Source organism: Pseudomonas sp. 2995-1 (genome assembly GCF_002742505.1).
Lineage (GTDB): Bacteria > Pseudomonadota > Gammaproteobacteria > Pseudomonadales > Pseudomonadaceae > Aquipseudomonas > Aquipseudomonas sivasensis.
In genome coordinates this window covers 458352-480354 of the sequence record NZ_LJSA01000377.1, presented here as the reverse complement: position 1 = coordinate 480354, position 22003 = coordinate 458352, and the positions used below count along the sequence as shown (strand labels likewise).

18 protein-coding genes and 1 pseudogene are annotated in these 22003 nt (G+C 59.1%); 4 read left to right on the top strand and 15 right to left on the bottom strand.

Annotated features, from left to right (window positions below; translation table 11 throughout):
- Positions 1 to 70: 70 nt before the first annotated feature.
- Positions 71 to 856, top strand: coding sequence for a LuxR C-terminal-related transcriptional regulator (locus AOA61_RS19445; RefSeq protein ID WP_032891481.1), 786 nt, complete (start codon positions 71 to 73; stop codon positions 854 to 856).
- 63 nt (positions 857 to 919) lie between these two features.
- Here the strand turns inward: AOA61_RS19445 and AOA61_RS19440 are convergent, their stop codons facing one another.
- The 5 genes from AOA61_RS19440 to AOA61_RS19420 all read right to left on the bottom strand — a co-directional run bounded on the left by AOA61_RS19440 (position 920) and on the right by AOA61_RS19420 (position 5381).
- A complete protein-coding gene (locus tag AOA61_RS19440; protein WP_099602458.1) occupies positions 920 to 1384 on the bottom strand; it encodes a M10 family metallopeptidase C-terminal domain-containing protein in 465 nt (154 codons plus the stop codon).
- Between the two features lie 222 nt (positions 1385 to 1606).
- A complete protein-coding gene (locus AOA61_RS19435; RefSeq protein ID WP_032891479.1) occupies positions 1607 to 2686 on the bottom strand; it encodes a polyamine ABC transporter substrate-binding protein in 1080 nt (359 codons plus the stop codon).
- Between the two features lie 60 nt (positions 2687 to 2746).
- Positions 2747 to 3088 carry a cupin domain-containing protein gene (locus tag AOA61_RS19430; protein ID WP_032891477.1) on the bottom strand — a complete coding sequence of 114 codons (342 nt, stop codon included), beginning with the start codon at positions 3086 to 3088 and terminating at the stop codon, positions 2747 to 2749.
- Positions 3089 to 3115: 27 nt separating this feature from the next.
- Complete coding sequence (locus AOA61_RS19425) at positions 3116 to 4522, bottom strand: FAD-binding oxidoreductase (RefSeq protein ID WP_099602457.1); 1407 nt, start codon at positions 4520 to 4522, stop codon at positions 3116 to 3118.
- Between the two features lie 49 nt (positions 4523 to 4571).
- Positions 4572 to 5381 (bottom strand): AraC family transcriptional regulator, encoded by an 810-nt coding sequence (locus AOA61_RS19420; protein WP_099602456.1) that lies wholly within the window; start codon positions 5379 to 5381, stop codon positions 4572 to 4574.
- A gap of 256 nt (positions 5382 to 5637) precedes the next feature.
- Here AOA61_RS19420 and AOA61_RS19415 point away from each other — a divergent pair, with 256 nt between their 5' ends.
- Entirely contained in the window at positions 5638 to 5910 is a 273-nt protein-coding gene (locus AOA61_RS19415; protein ID WP_032891472.1) for a DUF1652 domain-containing protein, read from the top strand.
- An 11-nt stretch (positions 5911 to 5921) separates the two neighbouring features.
- On the opposite strand, the gene AOA61_RS19410 is transcribed toward AOA61_RS19415, so the two are convergent.
- A complete protein-coding gene (locus AOA61_RS19410) occupies positions 5922 to 8369 on the bottom strand; it encodes a UvrD-helicase domain-containing protein (protein ID WP_099602455.1) in 2448 nt (815 codons plus the stop codon).
- 219 nt (positions 8370 to 8588) lie between these two features.
- On the opposite strand from AOA61_RS19410, the gene AOA61_RS19405 reads away from it, so the two are divergent.
- Positions 8589 to 9284 (top strand): pirin family protein, encoded by a 696-nt coding sequence (locus AOA61_RS19405; protein WP_099602454.1) that lies wholly within the window; start codon positions 8589 to 8591, stop codon positions 9282 to 9284.
- Between the two features lie 62 nt (positions 9285 to 9346).
- Here AOA61_RS19405 and pgm read toward each other — a convergent pair whose 3' ends face one another.
- The 4 genes and pseudogenes from pgm to AOA61_RS19385 all read right to left on the bottom strand — a co-directional run bounded on the left by pgm (position 9347) and on the right by AOA61_RS19385 (position 15638).
- A complete protein-coding gene (pgm, locus tag AOA61_RS19400; protein WP_032891469.1) occupies positions 9347 to 10990 on the bottom strand; it encodes a phosphoglucomutase (alpha-D-glucose-1,6-bisphosphate-dependent) in 1644 nt (547 codons plus the stop codon).
- A gap of 96 nt (positions 10991 to 11086) precedes the next feature.
- A pseudogene (locus AOA61_RS19395) lies at positions 11087 to 12493 on the bottom strand (PLP-dependent aminotransferase family protein).
- Entirely contained in the window at positions 12490 to 13908 is a 1419-nt protein-coding gene (locus tag AOA61_RS19390; protein WP_099602453.1) for a hypothetical protein, read from the bottom strand. The pseudogene AOA61_RS19395 and the gene AOA61_RS19390 overlap by 4 nt, the downstream one beginning before the upstream one ends.
- 707 nt (positions 13909 to 14615) lie before the next feature.
- Entirely contained in the window at positions 14616 to 15638 is a 1023-nt protein-coding gene (locus AOA61_RS19385) for a zinc-dependent alcohol dehydrogenase family protein (RefSeq protein WP_032891466.1), read from the bottom strand.
- A gap of 247 nt (positions 15639 to 15885) precedes the next feature.
- On the opposite strand from AOA61_RS19385, the gene AOA61_RS19380 reads away from it, so the two are divergent.
- Positions 15886 to 16800, top strand: coding sequence for a LysR substrate-binding domain-containing protein (locus AOA61_RS19380; protein ID WP_028616088.1), 915 nt, complete (start codon positions 15886 to 15888; stop codon positions 16798 to 16800).
- Positions 16801 to 16938: 138 nt separating this feature from the next.
- Here AOA61_RS19380 and AOA61_RS19375 read toward each other — a convergent pair whose 3' ends face one another.
- From AOA61_RS19375 to AOA61_RS19355, 5 genes are read right to left on the bottom strand one after another with little or no spacing between them, the layout of a single operon-like run.
- Positions 16939 to 18273: an aromatic acid/H+ symport family MFS transporter gene (locus AOA61_RS19375; RefSeq protein ID WP_099602452.1), complete on the bottom strand. Its 1335-nt coding sequence runs from the start codon at positions 18271 to 18273 to the stop codon at positions 16939 to 16941.
- 54 nt (positions 18274 to 18327) lie between these two features.
- Entirely contained in the window at positions 18328 to 19089 is a 762-nt protein-coding gene (locus tag AOA61_RS19370; protein ID WP_095184814.1) for a 1,6-dihydroxycyclohexa-2,4-diene-1-carboxylate dehydrogenase, read from the bottom strand.
- Positions 19090 to 19099: 10 nt separating this feature from the next.
- On the bottom strand, positions 19100 to 20122 hold the full coding sequence (gene benC, locus AOA61_RS19365; RefSeq protein WP_099602451.1) for a benzoate 1,2-dioxygenase electron transfer component BenC: 1023 nt from the start codon (positions 20120 to 20122) through the stop codon (positions 19100 to 19102).
- A 10-nt stretch (positions 20123 to 20132) separates the two neighbouring features.
- Positions 20133 to 20621 carry a benzoate 1,2-dioxygenase small subunit gene (benB, locus tag AOA61_RS19360; protein WP_095184815.1) on the bottom strand — a complete coding sequence of 163 codons (489 nt, stop codon included), beginning with the start codon at positions 20619 to 20621 and terminating at the stop codon, positions 20133 to 20135.
- The gene (locus AOA61_RS19355) at positions 20618 to 21994 is read right to left on the bottom strand and encodes a Rieske 2Fe-2S domain-containing protein (protein ID WP_099602450.1); all 1377 of its coding nucleotides are present in this window, start codon (positions 21992 to 21994) and stop codon (positions 20618 to 20620) included. Before AOA61_RS19355 ends, benB begins: the two co-directional genes overlap by 4 nt.
- Positions 21995 to 22003: the final 9 nt, after the last annotated feature.

The window sequence follows — 22003 nt, the reverse complement described above, 5'->3', positions numbered from 1 at the left end:
GTACTCCCCTTGACGGTTCCCGGCAAAAGCCGAACCCTTGAGCGATCTTTTGCTGGCGGGAGCCTGTGATATGAGCCTGTTCCGTGAGGTCGGCATGCACGCTGGCTTGGGCCGTACCGTCGCGCACATCGGTACCCAGGGTTTCTGGAAACAGTTGGTGCTGTTGTTGCACCAATGCCTGCCCTTCGATAACGCGTTGGCGATTTTCTACCCGTTGGAGGGCGCGCCCCAAGCCCTTGAGGAATACGACGCCCAGCCCAGCAGCAAACCGGCGTCGATGCTGACGTACCTCAATGGCCTGTATTTGCTCGATCCGTTTTTCCAGGCGTGTCGCGAAGGGTACTCCAGCGGTGTATACCGCCTGGAAGAAGTGGCGCCGGACCATTTCCGACAGAGTGAATACTTCCTCAATTACTTCCATGACAACGTGCTGGAAGACGAGGTGCAATTGATCCTGCAACTGCCGGGGATGGGGACATTGTCACTGTCGTTGGGGATGCAGCGGCGGTTCAGTGCAGAAGACACTGGGCTGATGACGATGATGGCGGCCTGGGTACTGCCGCTGATGCAGCAGCATTGGCAGCAAAGCACCCAGCGCGCCCCGGCCATGGACAGCCAGATCAGGGATGCCTTAAGCCAGTTCGGCTGTGGCGTGCTGTCGGACCGAGAGCTGGAAATCGCCCGCCTGGTGCTGCGCGGGTTTTCCTCCAAGGCCATGGCTGAACGCCTGAATATCTCGCCGGACACGGTGAAAGTGCACCGTCGGCATTTGTACGCAAAGCTGGATATTTCATCGCAGCCGGAGCTGTTTTCGTTATTTATCCAGTCGCTGGGGCATGATCTGGAAAATCCGTAGAGCGATATCGACGTAAAACGGCCGGGCAGCACACGCTGCCTGACCATTTTGCGGTGAGTGGATTTAACTAAAGAATTTAACGTGATCGGCCAACAACTTTACATTATCAATACGGATGGAGAAGTTAGGCCCCTGCGCATTGACTTTCATATCCAGCGTACTCCAACCAAAAGGGCTGTGCTTTAACTGTACATCGCCTACTTCAGCGGGTGCACGAGGCCGAATATGAATTATCTTTATCTTGCTATTCTTTACCATGTCAGACAAATCAACTTTATCCTCCCTTGGATTGAAGTTGAAAATAGTATCCGGATCATTGCTCGTAGAGTCTGTTAAGTGTTCGTACTTGAAGGTATTCGCACCTCGCGCGCCCACCAACTGGTCACTGCCACCGCCACCGACAAGCACCGAAGCCTCGTCGGGCTTGGCGTTCAGGCGTTCACGGGCGTCTGTGCCACGCAATACAGGAAGGCTGTTTTCGGGACGAGTCCACGTTCCGCCATTTGGCAAACTTTGTACTGAAGACATATGAGGTACCTTTTCATGTAATGATCAATAAAGAAGCTTCGTGAATTGCGGACGAGAACTTCTCACACTGATACCTCCCTTCCAACTCGAACTGTTTTTCCTGTCGTTTCCGGAAAACAGCAAAACATCCCTTAGTCTAATAATTCAACTGAACGTTGCTGGCCACGCTTCGTAGACCAGCAACACTTTCAAATATATTTTGCAGTACTCGACAGCGTTTGATCAGCGGCCCATACGAATCGTATTCCACACCCGCGTGCGAATCCGGTCGATATTCAGCGGCATTGATTCCAGCGCGAATAACTTGCCCATCATGGCTTCGCTTGGGTAGATCTTGGTGTCCGCCTTGATCTCTGGATCGACCAGGCTGTCCGCAGCGCTGTTGCCATTGGCGTAATGCACGGAGTTAGTAATGTCCGCCATCACTTGGGGCTCAAGCAGGTAGTTCATGAACGCGTAGCCAGCCTTTTCATCGGGGGCATCCGCAGGCATGGCCACCATGTCGAACCAGATAGCGGCGCCTTCCTTGGGGATCTGGTAACCGATTTTCACGCCGTTCTTGGCTTCCTTGGCGCGACTCTCGGCTTGCAGCACATCGCCGGAGAAGCCGACGGCCACGCAGATGTCGCCGTTGGCCAGGTCGCCGGTGTATTTCGAGGAATGGAAATACGCCACGTAAGGCCGCACTTTCATCAGCAAGGCCTCAGCCTTTTTGTAGTCTTCGGGCTTCTTGCTGTGGGGCGGCAAACCCAGGTAATTGAGGGCGATAGGCAACAGCTCCGGGCCATTGTCGAGGATGGCTACACCGCACTTGCTGAGTTTTTCCATGTATTCGGGCTTGAAAATCAAGTCCCAGGAGTCCACCGGGGCGTTATCCCCCAGCACGGCCTTGACCTTGTCGATGTTGTAGCCGATGCCGGTGCTGCCCCACAGGTACGGGAAGCCATGGGCATTACCCGGATCGTTGTTTTCCAGGGTTTTGAGCAGCACCGGGTTGAGGTTTTTCCAGTTGGGCAACTGGCTCTTGTCGAGCTTTTTGAGCGCGCCGCCCTGGATCTGCCGGGCCATGAAATGGTTGGACGGAAACACCACGTCGTAACCCGAGTTGCCGGTCATGAGCTTGCCGTCGAGGGTTTCGTTGCTGTCGTACACGTCGTAGCTGAAACCGATCCCGGTCTGCTTCTGGAAGTTCTTCGTGGTGTCTGGCGCAATGTAGCTGGACCAGTTGTAGATTTTCACCGTCTCGGCGGCCTGGCTAATAGAGGCCACCAACATCAAGGGCAACAGGGCAATGGCTTTCATGGTTCGATTTCCTGGCGGTTTTAGGGCTGTTTTTATGGCAGGCGATCAAGGATCAAAGCGTTACAGAATCAGTACGTAGGTCTTGCGCACGGTTTCCTGGATATCCCAGATTCCGGTGCTGTTGGCCGGCAACATCAGTGCGTCGCCGGCTTGTATGTGGACGATTTCACCGTTGTCGGGGGTGAAGGTGCAGCGGCCCTGGATAAAGTGACAAAACTCCTGGGATTTGATCTGGCGACGCCAACGACCCGGCGTGCATGCCCAGATGCCGGTTTCGACGCCGTCGCTGCGCTCTACGCTCAAGGTCGAGGCCACCGCAATCGGCTCGCCCAGGGGCACGGCCACGGGTGACGAGTCCGGCAGGTGGGCATTCAGCGTGTCTTTGAAGTGCGTGATGCTCATGGGTTTTTCCCGTGTAAGTGAAACGACTCAGTGCATGAACCCTTCCATGAATCCGGCCAAGCCGGTCGCCAGCTTGCGGCGCCAAGGGGCGGTGTTGGGGTTGGCCAGGACTTGGTCTTCATGGACAAAACTGCGAATGATCGCGTTGTAACCCAGCCAACGGCAGGGTTCCGGTTCCCAGGCCTTGAGCGCATCAAGGCCGCGCTCGCGGATCACCCAAGGTTGATAGGTCAGTGGCGTGTCGCGACGGAGGATCAAATCCGCCAGAGTGCGGCCACCCAGATTGGTGGCTCCAACGCCCTCCCCGCCATAACCGCCGGACAGCGCGATGCCGGTGGTGTGATCACAGAGCATGTGCGGTCGAAAATGGCGCGACATACCAAGGTTGCCGCCCCACGAATGGGTAATCCGCACGTTCTTGAGCTGTGGGAAGAGTTCGCCGAACAGATAGCGACGTAGCTCCACTTCGCTATCGGTCAAATCGAAGTTGTAGCGAAGTTTGCCGGCGAACTGGTAACCGCCGCGGGCCCCGAACACCAGTCGGTTGTCCGCCGTGCGCTGACCATAAGTGACCTGACGGCTACTTTCGCCAAATGCCTGGCCGTGGCGCAGGCCAATCTCGTCCCAGGTGCTGGCGGGCAGCGGCTCGGTGGCGACGATCAGGCTTTGCACCGGCAACTGGTAGCGGCCCAACGGCGGCAAGGTGTTCGCGTATCCCTCGACGGCGGGCACTACCCAAGCGGCGCGTACACTGGCCTTATCAGTGCACAGGCTGCCGGACTGCCACTGGGTGACCGGACTTTTTTCGTAAATCGTAACGCCCATGCGCTCCACTGCCCGCGCCAGGCCGCGCACTAGCTTGGCCGGGTGGATCGTGGCGACGTGAGGTGCATAGATACCGCCATAGGGTTTGGCAATGCGGATCTGTTCGGCCAACTGCTGTGGGGTCAGCCAGCGATAATCCGCTTCGGTGAGGCCTTGGGCGTAGAGCTTGTCCAGGTAGGCACGCAGGCTGCTCTCCTGCTCGGGGTAACGGGCCGCGCAGTACAGCGCGCCGCCCTTGCGGTAGTCGCAGTCGATGCCTTCGCTGGCCAACACGTGGGCGACTTCATCCGGAATGCCGTGCAGCAGGTCGAATGAGGCCCGGCGTTGTTCAGGTGCCAGGCCGGCCAGCAGGCGATCTTCCCCCAGCAGGTTGCCCATCAGCCAGCCGCCGTTGCGCCCCGATGCACCGAAACCGGCGGTTTGAGCCTCGATAATCGCAATCTTCAGCTCGGGCGCCTGGCGTTTTAGGTAGTAGGCGGTCCAAAGCCCGGTGTAACCAGCGCCGATAATCGCCACATCGACGTCCAAGTCGTGTTCCAGAGTCGGCCGCGCCACCAGCGGGTCGTCCAGTTGGTCCATCCATAAACTGATGTTGCGCCATGCCGGCATGCCAAGCTCCCCAACCACGTTTCGATGGGGCTGATCCTAGGGCCGGCGGTTATTCGTTGTCTTGCGCGCGTGCACGCAGGGAAATTTGTTTGACGTAGGCCTTGGGCGACTGGCCGGTGTGCTGGCGGAAGGCACTGTAGAACGCCGACAACGAATTGAAACCGGCGGCAAAGGCCAGGTCGTCTACCTTGATAGGCGGGCGCGCGTTATCCAGCGCGGCGAGCAAATGCTGCAGGCGCGCCTGGTTGACGTAGCGATAGAAGCTTTGACCCAGCACTTGGTTGAGCAGGTAGGAAATCTGATTGCGGCTGTAACCGCACTCCTTAGCGACTCGCTGCAGGTCCAGTTCCGGGTCCAGATAAGGCTGCTTACGTTCGAAATACTGCTGCAGGTCATTGGCCATATGCCCCAATTGCTGGGGTGACAGGCCCAGGCGGCTGACGCTGGGGCGTTGGGCCTGGGACGGTTGTTCGTGCACCAGTGACGCGTATTCATTGACGCGCCAGATCAACCCATCGCGCACGGTGATGGCCTCGCTGGTACGGAATGACACCAGCCCATGGCCACCACGCAGGGTGATGCGGTACTGGATAAAGGCGGTATCGCCGTCGGCGCGGATGCGGTCGGTGTGTTCAATCGCTTCGTCAGCTTCGCGTGGCATGCTGGCTTGCAGGTAATCGCGCAGCTCGGCGTAACCGACTACGCGGTTCTGGAAAAAGTCGTGGTACTGGATGTCCGGGTGGTAGTAGGACATCACCCCGTCCAGATCGCGATGGCGCCAGCACAGGTGATGGCGTAATACCAGGTCGCCCGTGGCTTGGGTATGCAGGCAATCATCGTCGGGAGCGATGTCAGGCATGGTGAGCTCTGCAGCGGGAAAACCGTGGAGATTGCCGAAATTCGGTGGTGCGTTCAATGGCCAGGTGCAACTTCGGACTAATGGCCACTTGCCCATTTCTGAGCAGGACATGACCCACATCAACCGTTAGGAAAACAACCGCCGAACGGGATGAAAAAAGTCACCTCCGGTTAAGAGCGAATGCTATTTTTAAGCTCTACAACGCCAAGACCAGTGACGGTCATGGCCCCCTGCCGCGAGCTAAAGGAAGCGCTCAATGAACAAGGTGGGCAACATGAATAAAGTGACGTTCCCCAACGCCTGCCAGCTGATGCGCTGGCATTTTCATCCAATGGGCTTCGAGGGCAGCATGGACGCGCCCGGCAGCATGATCGCCCGCCTGTTTGACCGCGTCAGCGGCGAAACCCTGATTGCCATCGCCGGCATCCCTTGTGCCACGGTCATGAATGCCGCTGACGTAGAGCGGATTATCGAGGCGGTGGAGGATGAACTGGCGTCGTTTGTGCCACCGCTGTCACTGCGGGCCTGAGCGATCAGCCATCAGCCGCGCTGATCGTCAAAAAACGCTTTCTTTCCATCTACATGCTCCGAGGCCTTAGGCATATTCACGGCCTGGCCTTCGGGCTTCTCCACATACCAGTAGCAATGGCTGACCGCCCGGGTAATGCCGACGTAAGCCAGGCGCAGCGCTTCGTCTTTTTGTGCCGTGTCATAGGGTTCGCTGTCGCCAGACTTGCCCAGACCGGCCATGCGATAGACCTGGTTTTTGTAGGGGGAACGGGTGAGGTGTTGGCAATCCCCAAGCAGGAACACGGCGTCCGCCTGTAATCCTTTGGCACTGTGATAGGTCAACTGTTTCAGCCTGCGTGCTTGAATCGGCAAGCTAGAATCCACATTAACTACAGACTGAATATGCTCTTGAATCAGTAACTTATCGCTACTTTTTCGATACAGCATTAATACCGACTCGCCCTTCTGATAATGCTCCAGCAACTGACGGCCCAGCGCCGCGTCGTCACGCTCCAGCACCTTGACCGGCTGCAACGCCTTGGGCGCGCCGCTGGCTTTTGCCTTCTTTCCGGGGATCGCCGGCGCGGTGCGCACGATGTGCTCGGCAGCATCGATAATGTGTTGGTGGCTGCGGTAATTCTCGCCCAGCATCACCCGCGTGGTGCTCGGCGACGGGAATTCCTGATTGAACTCCATGAAATACTTGGGTGAACTGCCCCGCCAGCCATAGATCGATTGCCAGTCATCGCCCACACACAACAGCGAAGAATGCTGGGCGCCACGGCCCACGTGCATCGCGGGGCCACGGCTACGGATTTCTCGCAGGCTGGCGCGGAGCCACGAGACAATCTGCGGCGACACGTCCTGGAACTCATCGATCATCAGATGCGACAGCGGCCGTAACAGCGGGTCGCTAAGCAGCTTGAGGTTTTCCGGAGTGTTTTCACCAAACAACGAGAACATGCGGTTGTAGGTCATGATCGGCGGTGACTGGTCAAGCAGATGGTCTTCCAGGGCCTTCCAGAAAATGCTCAGCGCCTCGAAGAAGAAGCGGTCCGGATCGTCCTTGGCGAAAGTCATCTGACCCACGGCGGTGGGAACGTCCAACCCAAGGTTTTCAATAAAGCCGGCCGCCATGACAAAACTGTCGAGCAACGGGGCACCAGCCAGTTCACCTTTAACCTTGTAATCAAACCCGGGGCCGGAGGACGCATCCCCAGCCAAGCTGCTTAAAAGACGCTTGGATGATTCATAATTATCCAACCAAATTAGAGGCTTACGACAGAAAGCTTGAAACAAGGTTCGCTTCACTGCCCACTCCGCACGCAGTGACAGCTTGGCGTTGGGCCGACTGAGCTGGGCGTTTTCCCGCGAATCGAAACCCAGTACTACCCACGCGTCCAGCTCAGGGATATAGCCATGGCAATGGAACTGCGCGCCATTGATCTCAATGGTCTGGCGACTAGGCTCAATGCCCTTGATCGGCCAGGCACCTGCGCGAAACCATAGATCTTCGATTGCATCGCACAGTTCTTCATCTCGTTTAGCTGCCAGTTCGGTTACCGCCACGCGCTTTTGCACATCCGGGTGGTCACGTTCCAGCTCCTTGAGCTGCAAGCCATGCCGAGCCAGGGGCGCGATCAACGCTTGAAAGCGCGGGTGCTGCCCGTAAAGTCGGTGGTAGCAGGCATTCATTTGTTGGCGCTGGGCGTCGTTGATGCGCAGGTCGAACGGATTACTGTCGGCATCCTCGAAACCTGAACTCAGGTTCTCAAACGCTTGCAGGCGCTCAAAACCCGGCAGGCTGCGGACCATCGGCAGGATGCGCGAGTGAAAGGTGCGCACCACCGCCTGGGCTTCTTTCATGCCAAGCGGTCGACCCCACAAGCTGAGAATATCCATAAGCTTGTTGATGAAATCCTTGCGCGACTCGCGGGTGAAGGTCACCACGGTCATCGAACTCAATTCAAAGCCCAGGTAATGGGTAAGCAACAATATGCGCAGGACCAGCGAGGTGGACTTACCCGCACCGGCCCCGGCGATCACTGAGGTGGACGGCGTGTCACTGAAGATCATCTTCCATTGCGCCGCACTGGGCTGGGCATGGGCCGGCAGCAAGCGGGCCACGTCGGCCTTGATGCGTTTCTTCACGTCCGCCGTCAAGGGCAATCGCCAATCATCGAACAAACTGTCATCGACACCGGGCGCACGATGCTCTTCGGGACGAAAGTCGCGTATCAACAGGACTTGTCGACCTTCCTCGATACCATCGGCCTTGCCCTCACGATAGCCATACTCCACACCCGCTTCGTGACCGCTGCGAAAACCATCGGCCTGACCGTGCAACCAGGAAAACCGGTGCTGTGCGCGCAAACGGGTCAAGCCATGGCCAAACAGGCGTGCAGCCAGGCGTTTCAACAGAGGCATTTGCGCCAATGGGAGCAGTTCGGGGGGCAGATCAGGCTTTTGTTGCGGCACGCGGACTCCTGCGGTGAGCTGGTTTGTGACAAGTGCGCCATGGTCGCCGGAATCGGCGCTCAGTTCCAGGCAATTGCTTTGCTGTCATGCAGTTAGCCGATGAAGTGAAAGTCAAAACACCGCTAACCAATCGCTTTACCTGATAGGAATCAGGCATTTTTTACGCTTTTTATCGATCATGGCCTACGGGATCATAAGCGCCATCAACAGGAGACGATCATGCTTGAACTTCGACCTTTCAACTCCCTGGGCGGCGCCCACCATGGCTGGCTTGATGCCCATCACCACTTCTCGTTCGCCGAATACCACGACCCCAAGCGCATGCACTGGGGCAACCTTCGCGTGTGGAACGACGACATTATCGCGCCAGGTACGGGCTTTCCACAGCATTCGCACCGTGACATGGAAATCATCACCTATGTGCGCGAAGGCGCCATCAGTCACGCCGACAACCTGGGCAATAAGGGCCGGACTGAAGCCGGCGACGTGCAGGTTATGAGCGCAGGCACTGGGATCGCCCATAGCGAATACAACCTGGAAGCGACGCCTACCAAGATTTTTCAAATCTGGATCATCCCGAACGAGGCCGGTTTGCCGCCCTCTTGGGGCGCAAAGCCATTTCCGAAAGGTGACCGCGAAGGGTTTGTCACCCTGGCCAGTGGCAAAGCCGGTGACAGCGAAAGCCTGCGCATTCGTGCTGATGCACGCTTGGTAGCAGCCAACCTGAAAGCCGGGGAAACGGCAGAGTATCGCTTGGACAGTGGCCGCCGTGCCTATCTGGTGCCAGCCACGGGAGTGATTGAAGTCAATGGCTTGCGTGCGCAAGCGCGGGACGGTGTTGCGATTGAAGATGAGCGGGTGTTGCGGGTCACGGCGATTGAAGACAGCGAGATCGTACTGGTCGATCTGGCCTGAGTTGAGTCTTCGTCCCGATAAATGTGGGAGGTGGAATGTCCCCTCCCACATGGTTTTCGGTGTTACTGGGAAATGGCGCCGTCTACCAGTACCTGGGCCTCTTCTACCAGCTGTTTGAGGTGATCTTCGCCGATAAAGCTCTCTGCGTAGATCTTGTAGATGTCTTCGGTACCCGATGGCCGTGCGGCGAACCAGCCGTTTTCGGTCATTACTTTCAGACCGCCAATGGCTTGATCGTTGCCCGGCGCGTGGCTGAGGATCTGCTGGATGCTTTCCCCAGCCAGTTCGGTGGAGGTCACCTGCTGTGGGGACAGCTTGCCCAGCAAGGCCTTCTGCGCCGGGGTGGCCTTGGCGTCGACGCGAATGGCGAACGGCTCGCCAAGGGCGTCAGTCAAACCACGGTAGATCTGGCTCGGGTCCTGGCCTTTGCGCGAGGTCATTTCCGCTGCCAGTAGCGCTGGGATCAGACCGTCTTTGTCGGTGCTCCACACCGTACCGTCTTTGCGCAGGAACGACGCACCGGCGCTTTCTTCGCCGCCAAAACCCAGCGACCCTTCGAACAAGCCATCGGCAAACCACTTGAAGCCTACCGGCACTTCATACAGCCGACGACCAATGCGCGCGGCCACACGATCAATCAGGCCGCTGCTGACCACGGTCTTGCCCACGGCTGCATCCGCGCGCCAGTCGGGACGGTTCTGGAACAGATAATCGATGGACACGGCCAGGTAGTTATTCGGCGCCAACAGGCCGCCGGACGGGGTAACAATACCGTGGCGGTCGTGGTCCGGGTCGCAGGCGAAAGCGACGTCGAAACGCTCCTTTAGCCCGATCAAACCCTGCATGGCGTAGCTGGAGGACGGATCCATGCGGATCTGGCCGTCCCAGTCGACGCTCATGAAGCGGAAGGTGGAATCGACTTCAGTGTTCACCACGTCCAGGTTCAGGCGGTAGTGCTCGGCAATCGCCGACCAATAGCGCACTCCTGCTCCGCCCAATGGGTCCACGCCCAGGCGCAGATCAGCGCTGCGGATAGCGTCCATGTCGATCACATTGACCAAGTCGGCCACGTAGCTGTTGAGGTAGTCGTGACGATGGGTGGTGTCAGCCTTGAGTGCCTGGGCGTGGGTGATGCGTTTGACCCCGGCCAGCTTATTGGCCAGCAACTCGTTGGCTTTGGCTTCGATCCACTTGGTGACGTGGGTATCAGCCGGGCCACCATTGGGCGGGTTGTACTTGTAACCACCACTTTGCGGCGGGTTGTGGGACGGCGTAATGACGATGCCGTCCGCCAGCCCGCTGGTACGGCCACGGTTGTAGCAGATGATGGCGTGGGAAATCGCCGGGGTCGGCGTGTATTCATCACCCTCCGCCAGCATTACATGGACGCCGTTGGCCGCCAGGACTTCCAAAGCGCTCGCGCCGGCAGGCGTCGACAGCGCATGGGTGTCTAGCCCGACAAACAGTGGACCGTTGATGCCTTGGGCTTCGCGGTACAGGCAGATGGCCTGGCTGATGGCGAGTACGTGCCATTCGTTAAAGCTCAGCTCGAAGGAGCTACCACGGTGCCCCGAAGTACCGAAGGCCACACGTTGGGTGGAGATCGCTGCATCAGGCTGGCCGGTGTAATAGGCCGTAACCAGTCGCGGGATATCCACCAGCAACTGGGCCGGCGCCGGTTTGCCCGCAAAAGGACTGATTGTCATGCATAAACCTCGGATAGAAGGATCTGGAAAAATGGCAGTTTACTGAGAGTTCGACTACGGCGCGACGGTATCGATCCTACAACCGTAAGAGAAATTTCACCCAGTCTGCGCCTGCCGCAGTGCGTCACTCAACGCTGCCAATGAAATATCCAGATTAGGCTGCCCGTGAAAGGTGTGACTCAAGCGCAGGTTTTGTTGATGCAGCCCGCTGACACTGAACAACTCGCCGGGCGAGATCACTACCTGCCGTCCCAGCAACCGCTGGAATGCCTGACGCATGTCCACCGCACGGCTGGAGGCCAGCCAAAAGGCGGCACCGGCGGCAGGCATTCGATAGGTCACCTAGTCGCCCAAGTGCTGCTCCAGGCGCTGACTCATTTGCACGGCCTGCTCGCTCAGCTGCTGGCGCAGTACGCGCAGGTGCTGGTCCAGTCGCCCGCTTTGGTACAGGCGGGCAATCGCTCGCTGACGGATCGACGATAAGCGGAATGAGCGCAACAAGAATTGGCGCTGTAACTCGTTGCTCATGCGTCGGGACAGCAGATACCCATAAGGAGCTTCAGAACCAAGCACCTTCTCGAACGAAGAAAATACAATCAGCCGCTCAGGGTTCACTAATTCGCGCAATGCCGTGTGCGGCGCTTCGAAACCCAGCTCACCGAAGGTATCGTTTTCCAGCAACCAGCAACCGTGTTGTTCCAGCAGTTGTGCAACGTAAAGACGCTCGTCAATGGACATAGCCACCCCTGACGGCAGGCTGACCGAAGACGAGAGCAACACCAACTGCACCGACTCATCGCGTAGCAGTCTGGCCAACGTGTTCCGGTCAATTCCGCCCTCCTTCGTCCAGGGCAACTCGATGATGCGCACCCCAGCGCCCTGCAACAACCGCAGGATCACCCAATCACAGGGTGACTCCACGATGACGGTAGTGCCCCGCAGGCCCAGCACTTCGATCAGAATATCCAGCACACCACGAAGGTCGGCACCGATATACACATCGTCGGCATGCCAGCATCGCGTAGCTGAAGAGGTATAACGTGCCGCCAGCGCCGCACGTAACTCCCACACACCACATGGCTGGGACCATGGCTGCAACTGCGGCGGATACTGGCGCACCAACTCCCGCTCCAATCGCAGCAGCGTTTCATCCAGCGCCCCCAGCAAGGCCGGCTCGTCATTACTGAAGACCGCCATGCCAGGGCGCCGAGCGGCAGCGTACAAGCGGTCGAGCAAATCCCCTCCCGCCCACGGCATCGGGTTTGCGGACATTGGCCAGGCGTAATAACCGGACTTGGCCACCGAATAGACCCTGCCCTCCTTCTCCAGCAGTGCATAGGCATACTGAATCGTCGAAATCGACACATTCAGGCGCCCGGCCAACTGCCGCAGGGACGGCAGTTTTACCCGGGTGTCGGTGCTGACTTCGTTGATCAGACTGATCATGTAGCGATAGACCGCCTGATACGCGAAATCCGCCTGACGCTCGCCACGCAGCGTCATCGACCGAACAATGGCACGGCCTGAGCCGCAATTTGGACCGCACCGTCTTGGCGTACGTCTTTCGCACTGACCACCTGCCGTTTGCGGTACAGATGCTGCAACAAGGGCAAGGGCAAGCCGCTGGTGTCCATTACCCACTGCTGCAGCATCTCGGCGCAGGGCTTGCCTTGCAGGACTTTGTGCAATTCGGGCAGTGCCACCAGCATGCCCGGATGGCATTGGCGCAAGTAACCCTCCAAGCGCTGGCCGTGATCAAGAAAGGGAGAGAACAGCATGCAGATCAGCTGAGTTTCATCCAGGCCAAAAAATTGCTGGGCGTAGGTGCTCGACAGCATCCGCCCTTCAGGGGTCCCGGCCTGAGCCAGCACATCTTCGGGCATACGCAGGCGACGCATGTAGGCATCGGCCTGCTGCATAAAACCGTCGACACCGTCTTCATAATCCAGTTCATGCAGAAACTCGGCCTGCAGCCCGCGCAGATGCGCCATCAGCAACGGATTGGAATAGGCCGGATGGCTGAAGTGAAAGCCCAGCGGGTCTGGAACGTAAGCCATGAACTCAGTCAACAAGGGGGCCGACGCCATGTCGACATCTTCCAGCAGATCGGCGATGCCGATGTAGGCCAAGTGACGGTGCCCGGCTTTGCTGGGATTATCGTTGGCGGTGTATTCCTCACCGAATACATCACGGTAGTAACCGGTGCTGCACTCGTCCATGCGCGCAAACAGCGCGTTGAGCGACAGCGAGCCGCTCTTGGGAACAGCGATACCCGCACTTTGAGCAGTTTGCTTGAACCAGGCTAAAAACTGACTCTGCTTACGCGGTGAATCACCGCTGACCAGCGCATGGACGCCGCCGTTGTAAGTGGTGACGCGCTGGTAAAAATCACCGACCGCCAAGTAGGTGTCGTTGCACAACGTAGCGCGACAGTCCCCGGCACTCACGTGGCCCACCATCAACATATTGCGCTGGCTGACCTCTCGCCCGATCGCTGACGCGGGGCGCAGGTGGTTGAAGGGCTGGACTTCCCGATTTTCCACCATCAATAACTCCACGCGCGGGTCGTCGTGGAGAAACAGCCGGCCGTAGCCGCGATTGAGGGTATCGAGTTGGCCCTCGGTCATGCCTGCGTGCCGTAGCGTCGCGACCCTGAGATGAAAGGTACGGGGTGCCCGACCGGCAATGGTCAATTGGGCAGCGCGCAGCAATGCCAGGGAATAACTGCTGACTTCACCGCCACCATGGGCCACCAGCACTTTGAAATCCCCAACCTGCTCCATGCCCCCTGCTGCGACAACGATTCGCTGCACCAATAACTGCAGGGCGGTACGGCCTGCGCGAGTAAAGTGCCCAATCAAACGTTGCAGAACTTGCTGGTAGACATGATTCATAGCCTGTTCGTGAATAGTGCTCATAGTTCTACTACCTGAGTTGAAATATCAGTTTCAAGCAACTGCTGACAGTGTTTGCTCGACCTATTTTGCGTGTAGGAAAATCGCGCACCGCATTGTGCGCCGATGATTAAACACTAGCACCGCGCAACAAAACGACAGGGATCGCCAGGGGTTTATCCCTCACCCTTAAAAACCCATAACCAAATGAATTTAAAGGGAAATCCAGAACAACTAACTAGACTTAGGACTCTTCCGACAAGTTCCTACACATTTTTAATCAGCCTTTTAAAGAGGCGTCCGACAAATAGACTCAAACAACTTTCCCTTTTGCAGGGCAGGTACGACTTATGAAGGCTCCTTCCGTCACGAGCCCGTGTGCGCGCCACACTCATAGTTCGAATAAGTATCTGCAGAGTTTTCATAGATTCAATCATTGCTCAATCCTTGAGATGAAAGTGAAGACGCAATTATCAAGGCTGGAGTAATGATTAATAGATACAGAAGCCCGCCTAAAACCAGTTCAGATGAGCGCGCGATGTCGCGTACGGGACGCACAAACAACAACGCCGCACTGGGATTCAGCGCGGCGTCAGGGAAGAAGAGCAGGATTTGGGGGCTAAAGTGCCGAATCGGCACCTTCTGGGGCTAGCGGGTTAAGCCCTGTCAAATGGCGTATTTGCCCCATTCACTCAGGCAGCGGAACACTCATTTACGAATACTCCTACAGCTCAAACAGCCGCAACCTGCAAAGCAACTCGCTCGCGGCACGGGCATTCGTCCATATAACGATGCGCTTCCACGAACTGGTTGAACGGAAACACCGTGGTTTTCAGTGGAAGCAGCACGCGGTCGGCGGTGAGTTGGTTGATATCACGCAACGCACGCTGCAATGCCACTTGGTCCTGAATGATGCCCAGCTCCGGTTTACCGGTGAAATTACCGATGCAGTGCACGAAGAACTGAATGTTCTTCTGGAACGCCGCACACGCTGGGAATGGCGTCTGGTTGCCGCCCTGCAAGCCATACAGCACCAAGCTGCCACGGGGCGCCAGCACATCGCCGAGCAATGACATCTGCGGGCCACCCAAGCCATCGAACACCACGTCAACGCCACGGTTGTCGGTGAACTTGTTGATTTGCATCAGCAGGTCCTGCTCTTCGGTGACGATCACCTTCTCGGCCCCGAGGGACAGCAGGTACTCACGCTCAGCGCTGTCCTTGGTTGCGGCAATCACCCGCACACCCAGGGCCTTACCCAGCTGGACAAAGGAAGGGCCTGCGCAATGGCTCGCATCGGTGACCAGGGCAAATTGCCCCGGTTTGACCCGAGCCAGATCCATATAAGCAAAGTAAGCAATCAACAGCGGCGTGTAATGCACGCTCGCTTCAATAGGGCTCAGCACGTCCGGGTAGCGAGTCAGGGCTGAACGGGGCATGACGATTTGTTCGCCATACACCGGGTAATCATTGGGGCTCTCGGCCGGAAAACTGGCCACCTTATCGCCCACAACCAAGTCGTCCACGCCCTCGCCAAGGGCGACGACCACCCCAGCCATCTCGTGGCCAAGGCCAGATGGAAGACGGGCGTGGGAAGACGCCAGGTTCTGGCGCCACAAAATGTCATACCAACTGATGCCAATCGCCTCGACACGCACCTGCACTTCGCCCGGTGCAGGCTGCGCGGCTGCATGCTCTTCGCATTTGAGCACCTCGGCCGGACCAAACTTGTGAAAACGGATCGTGCGGGACATCGCAAACCTCGTCAAAGTAACCTCTAATGCCATGAACTTTATCTGGGCTTTGCGGGTAAGACCACAGGTCGCCATTAATAGTCGACATGCCTGTCATCGATTCCACGCCTGAAGAATAGACCCCAACTATCGTAGGAAAACTCAATTATCCTGTGCAGAGTACCAGCCTTTCCCCGTAAGATTAATGCTGGTCATCGTTTCCATGTGGCCGCTCACGTCAAGCTAGCTGACTCTTCCAGGACACAAGATGAACCGTAACGACCTGCGTCGTGTCGACCTTAACCTCTTGATCGTATTCGAAACCTTGATGCATGAGCGCAGTGTGACCCGCGCCGCCGAGAAACTCTTTCTCGGCCAGCCAGCCATCAGCGCGGCATTGTCGCGACTGCGTGGTCTGTTTGACGACCCACTGTTTGTACGCACCGGGCGCAGCATGGAGCCATCGGCCCGAGCGGTGGAAATCTTCGCCCTGCTCTCGCCGGCCCTCGACTCAATCTCAACCGCTGTCAGCCGCGCCGCCGAGTTCGACCCGGCAACCAGCACCGCCGTGTTCCGCATCGGCCTTTCCGACGATGTCGAATTCGCCCTACTGCCTCAACTGCTCAAACGCCTGCGAGCTGAAGCCCCAGGCATCGTGCTGGTGGTGCGTCGCGTCAACTACATCCTGATGCCGGGCCTGCTGGCCTCTGGCGAAATCTCCATCGGCGTCAGCTACACCGCCGACCTGCCGGCCAACGCCAAGCGCAAAGTGTTGCGCCGCAGCCTGCCCAAACTGCTGCGCGCCGACAGCGTGCCCGGCTCCCTGAGCCTGGACGACTTCTGCGCCCGCCCCCATGCCTTGGTATCGTTTGCCGGTGACTTGAGCGGGTTTATCGATGAAGAGCTGGAAAAGCTCGACCGCAAGCGCCATGTGGTGCTTGCCGTGCCGCAGTTCAACGGTCTGGGCACCCTGCTGGCGGGCACCGATATCCTCGCGACCGTACCGGATTATGCGGCTGAAGCGCTGACATCCGCCGGCGGCTTGCGCGCCGAAGACCCACCGTTGCCGGTGCGCTCGTTTGAACTGCACATGGCGTGGCGTGGGTCGCAGGACAATGATCCGGGGGAGCGGTGGTTGCGGTCGCGGATACAGATGTTTTTTGGGGACCCTGACAGCCTTTAGGGATCGTCTGGCAGGCTGTTCGGCCGATCAACCCTACCTCCATGCTCACGTCCTTTCAGCGTATGAGGCCAAAGTACGACACCACACTCCACCGAGTTCGCGCTGCGCACTGGACCATTGCCCATGAGCATTTGGCAGTCACAGCGCCACGGCGTCGGGCATGGCAATACGGGTGCGCCGCTCATTCAGGGCAAATACCGTCATCGCCAGCGCCGCAATCGCGCCGGGGATGGCGAAGGCCATGAAATTCAGTTGCAGAGGCAGTTCGATCGCCATCAGCGCGCCGCCTAACAGCGGGCCGACAATCGCGCCATTTCGACCGATGCCGGACGCCCAGCCCAGGCCTGTGGCGCGAATCGACAAGCCGTAGAGCTGCGCAGCCCCCGCGTAGAGCAGGATCTGCGTACCAATGGTGGTGGCACCCGCGACGAAGATCAGCAGGTACAGGACCGGCATCGGGCTGTTGATGCCCAGCAGGCTGATCGAGACCATGGCGGTGGCGAAGAAGCAGATCACAACTTTCACCAGGTTCAGGCGGTCGCCCAAACGGCCGCCCAGCAGCGCCCCGGCCATGCCGCCCAGGTTCAGCGCGATCAGGAACGACAGGCTCGACCCCAGGCTGTAACCGACGCCCGCCATCAGCTTGGGCAGCCACGAACTCAATGCATAGACCATCAGCAGGCAACAGAAAAACGCGACCCAGATCATCGCCGTACGCACCGCCAGGCCATGGCGGAACAGCTCCACCACCGTGGCGCCTTTACCTTTGCTGTCGGCGATCACCAACGCATCTTCTACCTCGATCCTGGTGCCTGGCGACAACCGATTAAGCAGCGCGCGAGCCTTGTCTTGTTGGCCCTGGCGGATCAGGAAGCCGATGGATTCAGGCAGCCAGTAAACAATCAGTGGCAACAGCAGCAGCGGAATCACCGCCACAAAAAACATCGACTGCCAACCATAGGCCGGCAGCATGAAAATCCCAACGCTGGCGGCGAGCATGCCGCCCAGGGAATAGCCGCTGAACATGAAGGCCATCAGGGTGCTGCGGAATTTCTTCGGCGCGTATTCGTTGATCAGCGCCGCCGCGTTGGGCATCAACCCGCCGCAGCCGAGCCCGGCGATAAAACGGCAGATACCGAACTCGGTTGGGCTGCTGGCAAAGCCATTGGTCACGGTGGCGAGACTGAACAGGGTGAAACAGAACACGATGCCTTTCTTGCGCCCGAAACGGTCCGCCAGGGTGCCGAAAATCAGCGCGCCGAACATCATGCCGAACAGCGCATAGCTGCCCAGGGCGCCAGCCTGCAACGGCGTCAGCCCCCACTCGCGCATGATTGACGGCAGGACCACGCCGTAGATAAACAAGTCATAGCCGTCAAAGATCAACAGCAAGGCACACAGGCTCACGATCAACCAGTGGAAGCGGTTGAATGGGGCATTATCGATAATCGAATGGACATCATGGCTACGCATGGCAGTGCTCTCTTTATTGTTGTTGTGAGTCAGTGTCAGCAGATGGAAAAAGTCTTAGCCGAGGTCGCCGCCGCCCACCGGCAAGGTCACGCCGGTGATGTAGGAGGCCTCGTCGCAGGCCAGGAACAGAATCGCGCCAGCTTGTTCGTCGATGCTGCCGTAGCGTTTCATCGGGCTGCTGTCGAGGGTCTGGTCGACGATCTGCTGGTACCACACGCGCTCCTGCTCGCTCTGCGGCTGGCTGTTGCGCGGGATGCGCCGTGGCGGTGCCTCGGTCCCGCCGGGCGCGGTGGCGTTGACCCGAATCCCGCTGCCGGCAGTCTCCAGGGCCAGGCAGGCCGTCAAGGCATTCACGCCGCCCTTGGCCGCGCCATACGGCACGCGATTGACCCCACGCGTAGCCACGGAAGACACGTTGACGATGGCGCCTTCGCCCTGCTCCAGCATGTAGGGCAGCACGCAATGGCAGCACCACAACGTAGGGAACAGCGAGCGGCGCACTTCGGCCTCGATTTCGGCCTCGGCGTAATGCTCGAAAGGCTTGGCCCAGATGGTCCCGCCGACGTTATTGACCAGCACGTCGATGCGCCCGAAACGGGCCGTGGCGGCGGCCATCACCCGCGCGCACTCGCTGTATTGTTCCAGGTCGGCGGTCAGCAGCAGCGCTCGCTCATGCTGCAATTCATGCACAAGCTCGGAGCGATCCACCGCGACCAGCCAGGCGCCCTCCTCCAGCAAGCGCTCGGCGACACGCCGACCGATCCCTTGGGCAGCGCCGGTGACCAGCGCGACCTTGTTGTTAAAACGTTGAGTCATGGGGCAGTCCTCAGGCGGCATCGCACGTGGCGACGGCGTTAGGGGTGAATTTCTCGTAATGGAAGCTGGCCGGGGTCACGCCCTGCTGCTTGAAGTGCTCGCGCACCGCATCGACCATCGGCGGCGGGCCGCACAGGTACACGTCGACATCGCCGCCATTGAGGGCTTCGTCAGCCATGTGCTGAGTCACATAGCCCTGGCGCGGGTGAGTGGTGTGCGGATCAGCCACACAGGTCACCAGGTTGAAGTTGGGCAAACGCGCGGTAAAAGCCTGCAACGCCTCGACCATCACCAAGTCCTGATCCCGCGTTACGCCGTAGATCAACCGGATCGGGCGGGTTTCCTGGCGCTGCGCGAGCACTTCAAGCATCGACAGGAACGGCGCCAGGCCGGTACCACCGGCCAGTAACAGCAGCGGCCGCACCACCTCACGCAGGTAGAAACTCCCCAGCGGGCCGGTGATCGCCACGCTGTCGCCCGGCTGGGCGCGCTCGAGCCAGCTGCTCATCAACCCGCCGGGCACGTGCTTGATCAGGAAGCTGGCGCGCGTGTCGCCCGGGCGACTGCTGAAGGAGTAAGCGCGTGTCTGCCCACTGTCGGGCACGCTGATATTCACGTACTGGCCGGGCAGGAATACCGGCGCCTGGTCCAGCTCGAAACTCGCCTCCAGCGCGGCATCGGCATGTCGCGTGATGCCGGCCAGCGTCGCGGTAAAGTGCGTAGTGCCGGTCTTGCAGGCGCTGGACGGCACCGGCACGGCGATCACGCAGTCGGACTGCGGCACCATCTGGCAGGTCAGTACCTGGCGCGCCTGCGCTTCGTCGGCGCTCAGGGCGTCGTCGATATAATCGTCACCCAAGTCGTAGGCGCCGGTTTCACAGCGGCATTTGCAGGTGCCGCATACACCGTCCGAGCAGTCCATGGGCAGGTTGATGCGTTGGCGGAAGGCGGCATCGAGCACCTTTTCCCCCACCTTGCAGTCGATGAAGCGGGTCACCCCATCCTCGAAGTTCAGGGCGATGGCATACGTCATGGCGGTGTCCTCAGATGTGGTAGATGTCGATGACCTGGTGGATGTAGTCGTTTTTCAGCACCACCTTCTTGCGCGTGATCAGCGGCTGCTCGGCACGGATGTCGAGGCGATAGAAGGAGGTACCGAAATAACTGTCGGTGGTTTTGTAGCGGTGGCTGAGGGTGTGCCAGTTGAAGCGCAGGTCCACCTGCACGCCGTCGTCGGCCAGCACTTCGAGGTTGCACAGCATGTGCACGGTGCGCGGCTCGGGCGTGCTGGCGCTGGAGCGCTCGGTCTTGATGCGGAAGATACGGTCTTCCAGGCCGTCACGATTGGGGTAGTAGATCAGCGAGATTTCGCGCTGCGGGTCTTCGGTGAGGGTGTCGTGATCGTCCCAGGCGGGCATCCAGAACTCGGCCTTGGGCGAATAGCAGGCCAGCCAGTCATCCCATTGTCGGTCGTCGAGCAGGCGCGCTTCACGGTAGAGAAAATCCAGCAGGTGGTCACGGGCAAGGCTCATGGCTGCACCTCGCGGTCGCTGGCAATCAGCCCTTGCTGTTCGCGCTCGATCGCACGTTGCAGGCTTTGGGCCCAGTGCGCATGCTGGCGCACAAACAAGCCCTCGTCCTCGGTCTTGACCCCGCTGAGCTGCGGTTGCATGCCCATGGCCAAGGCATTTTCGTCCGCGCCTTCGACCCACTGCCTGGCGCCACGGCTCAAGTCATTCCACAGGGTGCTCGCGCCCTGGTAACCGGTCTGGCAGGCGCGGAATTCTTCGAGGTCATCCGGGGTGCCCATGCCGCTGACGTTGAAGAAGTCTTCGTACTGGCGAATCCGCGTGGCGCGCTCCTGGGCGTTTTCGCCGATGGGCGCCATGCAATAGATTGTCACTTCGGTTTTATCCACGGCGAGGGGGCGCACCACGCGGATCTGGGTCGAGAACTGGTCCATCAGGTACACATTGGGGTAGAGGCAGAGGTTGCGGGTCTGGTCGACGATAAAGTCGGCGCGCGCCTGGCCCAGGCGTTCGGCCAAGGCCTCGCGGTGAGCGTGCACCGGGCGAACTTCGGGGTTGAGCAGGCGCGTCCACAGCAGGATATGCCCGTGGTCGAAGGCGTAGACGCCGCCCAGGCTTTTCGACCAGCCATTGGCGTCGACGGTGCGCGTGCCTTCGGCTTCGTAGTTGCGCCGGCCCATGGTCGCCGAGTAGTTCCAGTGCACGGAGCTGACGTGGTAACCGTCGGCGCCGTTTTCGATTTGCAGTTTCCAGTTGCCGTCATAGACATAGGATGAGCTGCCGCGCAGCACCTCCAGGCCCAAAGGAGCCTGGTCGACCATCTGGTCGATGATGACGCGGGTTTCGCCCAGGTAATCGCTGAGTTCCGGCACCGCATCGCTGAGGCTGCCGAACAGGAAACCGCGGTAGTTTTCAAAGCGCGCCAGGCGCTTGAGGTCATGGGAGCCGTCGCAGTCGAAGCTGTCAGGATAGGCGCCGGTCTTCGCGTCCTTTACCTTGAGCAGCTTGCCGGCGTTGCTGAACGTCCAGCCATGGAAGGGGCAAGTGAACGAGCCCTTGTTGCCTTGTTTGCGCCGGCACAGCATGGCGCCGCGATGCGCGCAGGCGTTGACCAGACCATGCAGCGCGCCGTGTTTGTCACGGGTGATGACCACCGGCTGGCGGCCGATCCAAGTGGTGTAGTAATCGTTGATCTCCGGCACCTGGCTTTCATGGGCCAGGTAGATCCAGCCGCCTTCGAAGATGTGTTTCATCTCCAGGGCAAACAGGTCGGGGTCGGTAAAGATGTCGCGGCGGCAGCGGAACACCCCAGTGGCGGGGTCTTCCTGTACGGACTCGCGCAATTGGCAGGCGAGTCGGTCGAGTGTACTGATCATGGGGCGGGC